At 70.3% G+C, this 9641-nt stretch carries 7 protein-coding genes and 1 pseudogene; 4 read left to right on the plus strand and 4 right to left on the minus strand.

Translation table 11 applies throughout. The annotated features are described in order from the left end of the window. Nucleotides 1-8: 8 nt before the first annotated feature. Both M2271_RS34705 and M2271_RS34710 read right to left on the minus strand, forming a co-directional pair. Nucleotides 9-878 (minus strand): glutathione S-transferase C-terminal domain-containing protein, encoded by an 870-nt coding sequence (locus M2271_RS34705; RefSeq protein WP_280891401.1) that lies wholly within the window; start codon nt 876-878, stop codon nt 9-11. Nucleotides 879-1279: 401 nt separating this feature from the next. Further along, nucleotides 1280-2329 carry a TauD/TfdA family dioxygenase gene (locus M2271_RS34710; RefSeq protein WP_280891402.1) on the minus strand — a complete coding sequence of 350 codons (1050 nt, stop codon included), beginning with the start codon at nt 2327-2329 and terminating at the stop codon, nt 1280-1282. Between the two features lie 394 nt (nt 2330-2723). Between M2271_RS34710 and M2271_RS34715 the strand changes: the two genes are divergently transcribed. The 4 genes from M2271_RS34715 to M2271_RS34730 all read left to right on the plus strand — a co-directional run bounded on the left by M2271_RS34715 (nt 2724) and on the right by M2271_RS34730 (nt 7829). Beyond that, a complete protein-coding gene (locus tag M2271_RS34715; RefSeq protein ID WP_280891403.1) occupies nt 2724-3932 on the plus strand; it encodes an ROK family transcriptional regulator in 1209 nt (402 codons plus the stop codon). Between the two features lie 59 nt (nt 3933-3991). Next, nucleotides 3992-5113, plus strand: coding sequence for a substrate-binding domain-containing protein (locus M2271_RS34720; RefSeq protein WP_280891404.1), 1122 nt, complete (start codon nt 3992-3994; stop codon nt 5111-5113). A 264-nt stretch (nt 5114-5377) separates the two neighbouring features. Beyond that, on the plus strand, nt 5378-6418 hold the full coding sequence (locus tag M2271_RS34725) for a glycosyl hydrolase 53 family protein (protein ID WP_280891405.1): 1041 nt from the start codon (nt 5378-5380) through the stop codon (nt 6416-6418). Between the two features lie 76 nt (nt 6419-6494). After that, entirely contained in the window at nt 6495-7829 is a 1335-nt protein-coding gene (locus M2271_RS34730; protein WP_280891406.1) for a right-handed parallel beta-helix repeat-containing protein, read from the plus strand. 328 nt (nt 7830-8157) lie between these two features. On the opposite strand, the gene M2271_RS34735 is transcribed toward M2271_RS34730, so the two are convergent. Both M2271_RS34735 and M2271_RS42650 read right to left on the minus strand, forming a co-directional pair. Then, complete coding sequence (locus M2271_RS34735; RefSeq protein ID WP_280891407.1) at nt 8158-9111, minus strand: carbamoyltransferase C-terminal domain-containing protein; 954 nt, start codon at nt 9109-9111, stop codon at nt 8158-8160. Between the two features lie 446 nt (nt 9112-9557). Next, a pseudogene (locus M2271_RS42650) lies at nt 9558-9641 on the minus strand (transposase); the annotation flags it as partial.

Genomic DNA, 9641 nt, shown 5'->3' on the forward strand with positions numbered 1-9641 from the left:
CGGAACGGTCAGGGTGTGCGGGCGGCGTGGGACGCCCAGTCCAGGATCTGCACGGCCGCACCGGCGGCCTCCAGGCCCCGGCAACGGGCGTGGTGCCAACGGGTGATGCCGGTGAGGTCGAGCTGGGAGCCGAACGCCGGGTGGGCGGTCAGGCGGCGGGCGTAGGCCCACAGGGTGGGGTGGCCGGCGATGCGGTGCACCGTCGCGGCGTCCAGGTGGTGCCGGTGCACGGTGTCGAGTTGCACCAGAGCAACCCACAACTCGACGTCGGCGGCCGTGATCTGATCCCGGATCAGGTATTCCCGCTCGACGAGCCACCGGTCCAGTGAACCCAGTGTCTCCAGCAGCTTGTCGAGCGCCGCGTCGTGCGCTGCCGGCTCCGAGTCCACTGCGCCGGCCTGTTGCGCGGCCTCCTCGATGCCCTGCCGGCACAGCCGCTCGACGGCCTCGATCTCGGACTCCGCACCGCACGGGTACAGCGCCGAGCGGCCTCCGCCGAAGTGCCGGGCCAGGTCACGGGTGATGTCGGGGGCGTGGGTGCTGACGATCCGCCCCGACCAGTCGTCGCTGAGCACCGGTCCGGCCGCCGGACCGGCGTAGCGGTGCGCACTCGCCTCGTACAGCGGTCGCAGGACGGAATGTCCCCCGTCGGGACCGTCGGGGACCGCGTCCAGGAACGTGATCGGACAGACGTCGTCAAGACCGAGCAGGCTGTGCACGACGGAGATGCGCAGGCCGCTCGGACAGGCGGGTGCGAGATGGAGCCGGTAACGGCGCGGGACGGCGTAGTGCCCGCTGCGCGCATCCAGGCCGATCCTCCCCCGGAACGCGGGGGCGGGCTGGACGGGGCGAACGGTGGCGAGCGGTGTGACGGACATGGGTCTCCCCGGGGGTGTCGGGTGCGCAGACGTACGCGCGGCGGAAGCGTCGTCGGGGGCGGCCGGGTTCAGCCGAGGGGGCTGATCGCGCTGCGGATTCGCAGCAGATCGATGTGCCGGCGGGAAGTCAGCAGAGGGGATTTCGGCGACGTACGGCTCACTCGGCCGCTGCCCGACTCATGGCGCCCCATGCTTCCCTACCTGTTCACTAGGATTCCCCCCTGGAGTGTCGATCCGCCCCGGGCGTGCGTCAAGAGGGCGTCCAGGGGGCGGGCATGTCGTCCGCGCGCCCCCTGAACACCCTCTTGGGGAGATCTCGCACCCCTGCACACGTTTCCGCCTCCGCGAACCCCCGCCCAGGTCGGGCGGAGCGCGGTGGCGAACCGTGCCGGGCCCTCGGGTCAGACCTGTGCGAGCACTCCGTTCGTCGAGGCGCCGGAGGCGATGCCGTACGTCGGCTCGGGCACCGACCGCGGCGCGAGGAGCGTGGAGGGGCGTCCGTCCACGCCGACCGGTACGTCGCCGTCGATGGTGATGCGGCGCAGGGTGCGCTCGTGGGCGTCGGAGTCGTCGACGCCGTAGTGCTGGGTGGCGCGGTTGTCCCAGATGGCGACGTCCCCGGCACGCCACTGCCAACGGACGGTGTTCTCCGGGCGTTCGACGTGCGCCTGGAGGACACCGATGAGGGCGCGCGAGTCGTGGCCGTTGAAGCCGGTGAGCTTCTGCAGGAAGCTCCCGAGGATCAGCGTGCGTTCGCCGGTCTCGGGGTGGACGCGTACGACCGGGTGCTCGGTCTCGAACTTGACGGCGGTGAACACCTTGCGGTGCTCTTCCAGCTCCCGGGAAGGCGCGCCGGGGCGGCTGGCGGCGTAGTCGTAGTCGTTGGTGTGCACACCGCGCACACTGTCGGCCAACACCCGCAGGGGCTCGGGGAGTTCGGCGTAGGCGGCGGCCGTGTTGGCCCACAGGGTGTTGCCGCCGTAGGGCGGGATGACCTCGGCGCGCAGGATGGAGAAGGCCGGGTAGGCGGGCACGAAGGTGACGTCGGTGTGCCACTGGTTGGCGCGGCCGCCGTGGTCGTTGTCGATGCCGAGGGCGTAACGGCCGTCCACAGAGGGCACGGTCGGATGCGCGACGAGCTCCCCGAGCAGCCGCCCGAACGCCTCGTGCCCCTCGACGTCGAGGTGGTGCTGGTCGCGGAAGAAGACGACCTTGTGCTCCAGGAGGGCGGCGCGGATCACGGCGACGGTGGCCTCGTGCAGGTCACCGCCGAGGCGGACGCCGGAGATCACGGCCCCGATACGGCCGCCGACCTTGTCGACGCCGAGGGCGGCGGGGGACGGGGCAGTGGTGGCGGAGGCAGTGGTGGCGGGTGGGGTGGCGGGTGGGGTGGCGTCCGGGGCAGTGGCGTCCGGGGCAGTCGTGGGAGCGGCGGGAGCGGCGGAGGTCATCGCGGGGCCCTTTCGATGGGTGCCTGAGGTGCGGGCGGCTGCGCGAAGCGGTCGCGGGTGCACTGTTAGTTACGCTCGGAGCGGAAGGAAATCCACGCAGGTGATTGCGCTAGCCTGGCACGAGATACGGGCTGGCGCTGCGGTCAGCGACACGCGCGGACAGCCGGGGCAGGACACCCCAGGCCGGCACGAAGCCGCGGAACGAGGAGATTCATCGCGGTCATAGCCACGATCATGGGCATCGCCCGGTGCCCGGTCAAGGCTCTCCGGCCCCGCTTCACGACCCTGCAACACGCCTGACACTCCCGGCACGACCACAATGGTCCCGCCACCCGGGTCCCGAACGGTCTCCGGGCACGGCATTTTGGTGGCCACCGCGTAGGGAAGGACTCGCATGTCGACCACCGTTCCCCCTGCCGTCCGCTCCCCCGGCGACGGCCGCCGGGAGGCCAACGCCGCGTCGGTGCTGCGGGCCGTGCTCGACCACGGTCCGGTGGCCCGCAGCGGGATCGCCCGGCTGTCCGGGCTGAGCCCGGCGGCCGTCTCCCGGCAGTGCACGGACCTGGCCCGGCTCGGTCTGGTGCGCGAGGTGCCGGAGCTGATCGCGGCGAGCGGTGTGGGTCGCCCACAGATCCCGGTGGACCTGCGCACCGGTGACGCGGGCGGGCCCCTGGTCGCGGGGGTGCACATCGGGGTGCCCTCGTCCGGCTTCGGCCTGACGGATCTGCGCGGCACGCTGGTGGCCCGGCAGAACCTCTCGCACGACGGGATCCCCGCCACCGAACTGCGCGAGCGGGTGGGCCGGGCGCTGGCCGCTTTCCTCGCCGACCGGACCCCGCCCGGCGCCCGGGTCCTCGGGGTGGGCGCGGCGATCGGCGGCTGGGTGGATCCGGCCGCCGACACCGTCGTACGGCATGACGCGCTCGGCTGGCACGGGTATCCGCTCGGAGCGGACCTACGGCGGCACACCGGGCTGCCCGTCCGGGTCGACAACCACGCCCGTGCCGTCGCCCAGTCCGAGCTGCTCTTCGGCCGGCCCGCGGCCCGGCGTTCCCTGCTGCATCTGTTCGTCGGCAACGTGGTGGACGCGGCGCTCGCCGTCGCGGGCGTGGTGCACAGCGGTCCCCGCTCGGGCGCGGGTGACGTGGCGCATCTCCCGGTGCCGGACAGTTCGGTGCCGTGCCCGTGCGGCCGTACGGGCTGCCTGGAGGCGACCGTCTCCGACACCGCCCTCGCCGGGCGCGCGGTCGAGGCCGGTCTGATTCCCGAGCCCGCCGCCGGGCTGCTGGTGGACGCGGCGGCGGCCGGGGACCGGCGGGCCGACGCGTTGCTCCGGGAGCGTGCGCGAGCGGTGGGGCGGGCGACGGGGCTTCTCCTCGACGTGCTCAACCCCGACCTGGTCGTGATCACCGAACGGTCGAGCGCGCTCCAGCCCGAGTACCTCGACGAGATCCGGACGGCGGCGATCGCCCACGCCCACGTCTGCGACGACCCAGAACGGATCGTGGTCCCCCACGCCGGCCCGGCCGTCCTCCTCGTGGCGGCAGCGACCGTCGCCCTGAACCCGCTGTTCAAGAGCCCGTTGCAGATCGACGCCGGGTGACCGATGCAGTGTGCGGGTTAGGATGCTTCACATCTGCTCACAGGGGGGCCGTGTCCGACATGCTCGTTGCACAGCGGCATGAGCAACTGGTCAGGGAGCTGGAGGCATCCGCGGGGCTGAAGGTCACCGACCTCGCCGCGCGCCTGAACGTCTCGCGCGCCACCATCCGGCGGGATCTGCTGGACCTGGAGGCCGAGGGGCGGGTGACCCGGGTCCGCGGGGGCGCCGTGCCCGCGACGCCCCACCGCGCCGGGCAGCCGTCCGAGCCGCGGCCTGTGGTCGCGCCGTCGGCTCCTCCCCACGCCCACCCCGGGCCGACTTCGGTCCATACGCTCGGGTTGCTGGTCCCCTCGGCGCACTACTACTACCCGCGGATCGTCGCCGGTGTGCAGGCGGTGGCCGCCGAGCGGGGCGTCCGCGTCGTCATCGGCCTGAGCGACTACTCGTACCCGAACGACACCCAGCAGATCCAGGAGTTGGCCGCGTCCGGCGCGACCGGGCTGCTGGTGGCCTCCGCCACGGGCCACACCCTGCCTCGGGAGCCGTTCGAACAACTGCGGGCCGGCGGGCTGCCGTTCGTCCTGATGGAACGTCAGCCGTACGACCGCTACGCGCCGTGCGAGTTCGTGGCCACCGATCACCGGCAGGGCGCGTTCGGAGCGGTCGGACACCTCAGGGACCTGGGGCACGACCGGGTGGGTCTGTTCACCAACAGCAGCCCCACCGCGCCCCTGCTCCGCGAGGGGTACGAGGCGGCCGTCCGGCACCTGGGCCTCGCCTCCGGCGCGCCGGTCCTGGACAGCGGGCGCCCCAGGCTCGGCCCCGAGGAGGCCACCCGGCTCTATGACCGGTTCATCAAGGAGTGCCTGGCCGACGGCACCCGGGCCGTGCTGGTGCACTCCGACCACGACGCGATCGAGCTGATGCGGCGGATGCGCTCCCATGGCCTGCGCACGCCGGACGACCTCGCGCTGATCGCTTACGACGACGAGATCGCCGCCCTGGCCGACGTGCCCCTGACCGCGGTGGCGCCGCCCAAGCACGAGATCGGTACGCAGGCCGCGCGGCTGCTACTCGACCGCCTCGACGCGGCCGACCCGTCGGCCGTGCCCGTCCGCCAAGTACTCATCCAGCCCCGCCTGATCGTCAGATCCTCCTGCGGAGCCGCCGCCCGGGCCTGAACACCCGCCCGCGCCACCGCCTCTCGGGTTTGTTCCTTCCTGGTTCAACTTGGCGGTTTCTCTTGACACTTGATGGACCCGAGTGCAGCATCATGCAGCAATCTGTTGCTCAGTGATTCAAAATGCCGCACCACCCCACCTGATGTCTGACGCTTGATGTCTGACGCTTGATGTCCGAGCCGGACCTGTCATGAACTTGCCATTCACCGTCTGTTGCACCCGTGGCATGTCCGCCGCCTACCGCAGAGAGGTCTGGAAGTGGACATGGGACAGGAACATGCACAACGACCGGCCGGTGTGCGCCGCCGAACGGTACTGCTGGGCGCCGCGGCCGGTGCCGGAGCGGTGGCGCTCGGAACCGGCATCGCCCCCGCCCAGGCACAGGCCGCGCCGTTCGTCCGGGGCGCGGACATCAGCTGGATGCCGCAGATGGAGGCACGGGGCTACTACTGGACCAACAGCGCCGGAGTACGGCAGGACCTGTTCACGATCCTCAAGGGGTACGGCATCACCGCCGTCAGCCTGCGGTCCTGGGTCAACCCCTCCAGCGATCCGGCCAACGGCCACTGCAGCGTCGAGGAGACCGCTCAGCTGGCACAGCGGGCCAAGAACGCCGGCCTGCAGGTCCTCATCGGATTCCACTTCGGCGACACCTGGAACTCGGCCGGAGTGCAGAACCCGCCGGCGGCCTGGGCCGGCCTGGACTACGGCGGGATGCGTGACGCCATGTTCGACTACGTCTACCACTCGTGCAACGTCATCAAGTACTACGGCGTGACGCCGGCCTGGGTGAAGATCGGCAACGAGACCAACTCCGGCATCTGCAAACCGGTCGGCAGCCTCAGCAGGCCCGCGCAGATGACCGGTCTGCTGAACGCCGCGTACGACATGTCCAAGCAGGTCTTCCCGAGCACCCCGGTGCTGGTGCATCTGGCCCAGCCACAGAACCTCTCCGGCGTCGAGAACTTCCTCGACGCCTACCGGGACAACGGCGGGAAGTGGGACGTCACCGGCCTGTCCTCGTACGCGCAGGGCGGCAACGTACCCGGCGTGCTGGCCAACATGCAGACCATCCAGTCCCGTTACGGCAAGCCGGTCATGCAGGTGGAGTACGGCGGTCCGGTGGGCAAGCCCACCCAGGTGCGCGACTCGCTGCGGGCGTTCGTCACCGGGCTGCAGAGCTTCGGCGGCCTGGGCACCTTCTTCTGGGAACCCGAGGGCTACCCCTCGTTCAACAGCTACAACAGCTCGGCCTGGGACGAAAGCACCCGGCGCCCCACGGCGGCCCTGGACGGCTTCCTATGAACGCCCGTCCGCCCGTTGTCGGATCCGCGCCAGAAACGTCCCCAGCCGCCGTCCGGAGCGAGCCATGAAACCTGCCATGACCGTGCCCTCTGCCCTTCTTCTCTCGACCAGCACGTTCCTGTTGAGTTCCCTCGCGATGGCTCCCCCTTCGGCAGCCGTGAGCGGCAGCGCGGCCGCAAAGATCTATTACGTCGCCCCGAACGGCAGTGACACCGCCGCGGGGACGCAGGCCGCTCCCTGGGCCTCGATCGCCCATGCGCAGACCGTCGTCGGGGCGGGTGACACGGTGTACTTCCGGGGCGGCACCTATGCCTACTCCCACGGGATCAACAGCTGCGCAAGCCAGACGGACAGAGTCGACGCGATCACCCTTGCCAAGAGCGGCAGTTCGGGCAACCCGATCCACTACGTGGCCTACCCGGGGGAAAACCCGGTCTTCGATTTCTCGCGCATGACGGACGACTGCCGGATCAAGGGCTTCGACGTCACCGGCAGCTGGATCCACCTCAAAGGGCTGGAAGTCACCGGCGTGCGGCAGAACAACAAACTGAACCACGAGTCCTGGGGGATCTGGGTCTCCGGGAGCAACAACACGTTCGAGCAGATCGACTCCCATCACCACATGGGACCCGGCCTGTTCCTCCAGAAGGGCGGCGGCAACCTCGTTCTCAACTCGGATTCACACGACAACTACGACCCGAACAGCTCAAGTGGAGCCGGGGAGAACGCCGACGGATTCGGCGCGCACATCTCGGCCGGCAGTCCCGGGAACGTGTTCCGGGGCTGCCGGGCGTGGGGGAACTCCGACGACGGGTTCGACCTCATCAGCGCCTACTCGTCCGTGACCATCGAGAACTCCTGGGCGTGGCGGAACGGGTACATACCGGGAACGACCACGGGAGCCGGCAACGGAAACGGCTTCAAGGCGGGTGGTTACGGCGGCGACTACGACGCCGGCGCCGTCAAACACACCGTCCGCACCTCGGTGGCCTTCGCCAACAGGGCGGCGGGTTTCTACGCCAACCACCACCCGCTCGCCAACGACTTCTTCAACAACACCGGCTACGGAAACCACCCCGACTTCAACATGCTGGGAGTCGACTCGAGCGGCGCCGCCGTCGGCCGGGGAAAGCTCCGCAACAACATCGCCTACACCGGGACCCTGACGTCGAACATGAGCGGCACCGATGCCGCCTACAACTCCTGGAACCTGGGCATCGCCCTGTCGGACTCGCAGTTCCGGAGTGTCTCGACGTCCGGTTGGGACGCGCCCCGCCAAGCCGACGGCGGTCTGCCCGTACCGCCCGGCCTCCGCCTCGCGGCGAGCAGCACTTTGATCAACAAAGGCGTCGACATCGGTCTGCCGTACAGCGGTCCGGCACCGGATCTCGGTGCGTTCGAGACCTCCTGAGCCATCGGCTCCGTCCGGACACGACGGAGGCCGTCTTCCCATTCCTGAGAAGACGGCCTCCGACCTGCCAAGAAGCTGGTCGGGACGACGCCCGTGTGCGTACTGTTCAGGGGAGCGGGCACCGTGTGGTCCCCAACTGGTCCCCACGGTAGTGAGGTCGACGAGGGGCGTTGGCCTCTCGCAGAGGAATCCCTGCTCGGTCGGGCAGACGGGCGCAAGAGGCATCTTCCCGGAAGGCACTCTGGAGTGGTTCCACGACGTGACCCAGTCGTTGCGATCCTCGGACACCCCGCAGGCAGCCGCCACAGATCGGCACCCCGTCGGAGATCTACGGCGCTCCGCGCACCCGCTTCGTCGCGGAGTTCGTCGCGGAGTTCGTCGGAGCCATGAACCGCATCGAGGCCCACGTGGTCGACGGAGCGAGCGGTGAGGTCAGACACAACGACGCGGTCCTGCGCCTGCACGCCGCACGCGGCCTGCCGGACGGCGCTCCCGTGCTGATCCTGATCCGGCCCGAGGCCCTGACGGTCGCCCCGCTGTCCGGGAGCGGGGCCGAGCCGGGCTTGGGCAGGTGTACCGCCGCGGCCCGGGTGATCGCGCACGCCTTCCTCGGGCCCGTCACGCGGTTGAAGGCCAGGGCCGACCAGCTCGGCACGCTCTCCGTCGACGTGCCCAGCGCGAAGATGCAGGGGCTTTCGAGTTCCCAGAACTCGCCGCCCGTCGGCCCGGTCTCGGCAGGGCTGTACGCGCTGCCGTCCACGCCTTCCGCGGCCAGCCGACGCCGGAAGTCCTCCCCCAGCCGCTCAGCCAGCGGGGCCAGGAACAGTCCAAAGAACAGGTCGCTGCGGCTGGTGCCGTCCACGGGCCGTGGTGCGGGAACCGGTTGCTGGTCTTCCGAGATGCTCACGGGCGGTGCGGCAGCCGTTGGTTTGCCCGTGACGATCAGCTGGTTCACGACCAGCACGTCGATGTCCGTATGCCGGTAGCACTCCCACGCGTCGTGCGGGGTGCACACGATCGGCTCCCCACGCACGTTCATCGACGTGTTCACGAGCACCGGGCACCCCGTCAGCTCGCGGAACGACTCCAGCACGGCGCGGAACTCCGGGTTGCTGCCGGGTCCCACGGTCTGCAGTCGGGCACTGTGGTCGACGTGGGTGACCGCGGGTACTTCGCTGCGGACCTGCCGGACGAGGGCGAGCAGATCGGCGTCGGTGTCGCCGTCGGACGCCGCGTCGGGTTCCGGTGTGACGCGCCGCTCCTGGCTCACCGGAGCTGTCATGAGCTGCACCGGTTGCCGCCCGGTGGGTCTGGCCCCCAGCGTTGGATCCTGCACCGGTACGCAACTTGGCACCTCCTTCGCCGACGAAGCCGCGGCAAGGAGGTCACCCACTACCAACTCGCGGTTGCGCGGCAACATCGCCGCAGCCATGCCGTCCTCGCCCGAACAGACTCACCCTGGCTGTTCCCCGGAGGCCAGCCCGGCCCGATCAGCGCCTGGGCCATGGGCGAAAGGCTCCGAAAACTCGGCATCCGGCTCGCGGAAGCCCGCTCGACCACACTCTTCCAGCTCGCCGCCGGGCTCCCCGCAGCAGTCCTCGCACGCGCCCTCGGCATCGACATCACCGTCGCAGTCAAGTGGCAGCGAGCCGCCGCCGGGACTGGGGCGCCTACGCCGCCGAAGCCAGCCGCCGGACGACTGCGGAGCAAGCATGATCTAGTGCCGCATCAGGCAACGTTCGCCCTGTCGACGACGGTGCGTAGGCGCTTGTCGTCGGCATGGTGGTTTCGCCAGATGATGTAGCGGCGAAT

Source organism: Streptomyces sp. LBL, assembly GCF_029893585.1.
In the GTDB taxonomy this organism is placed as follows: Bacteria; Actinomycetota; Actinomycetes; order Streptomycetales; family Streptomycetaceae; genus Streptomyces.

Coding starts and splice junctions, on each gene's coding strand:
- M2271_RS34710 (WP_280891402.1), bottom strand. CDS start 2,329: ATGACCTCCGCCGCTCCCGCCGCTCCCACGACTGCCCCGGACGCCACT.
- M2271_RS34730 (WP_280891406.1), top strand. CDS start 6,495: ATGACCGTGCCCTCTGCCCTTCTTCTCTCGACCAGCACGTTCCTGTTG.
- M2271_RS34735 (WP_280891407.1), bottom strand. CDS start 9,111: ATGACAGCTCCGGTGAGCCAGGAGCGGCGCGTCACACCGGAACCCGAC.
- M2271_RS34705 (WP_280891401.1), bottom strand. CDS start 878: ATGTCCGTCACACCGCTCGCCACCGTTCGCCCCGTCCAGCCCGCCCCC.
- M2271_RS34715 (WP_280891403.1), top strand. CDS start 2,724: ATGTCGACCACCGTTCCCCCTGCCGTCCGCTCCCCCGGCGACGGCCGC.
- M2271_RS34720 (WP_280891404.1), top strand. CDS start 3,992: ATGCTCGTTGCACAGCGGCATGAGCAACTGGTCAGGGAGCTGGAGGCA.
- M2271_RS34725 (WP_280891405.1), top strand. CDS start 5,378: ATGGGACAGGAACATGCACAACGACCGGCCGGTGTGCGCCGCCGAACG.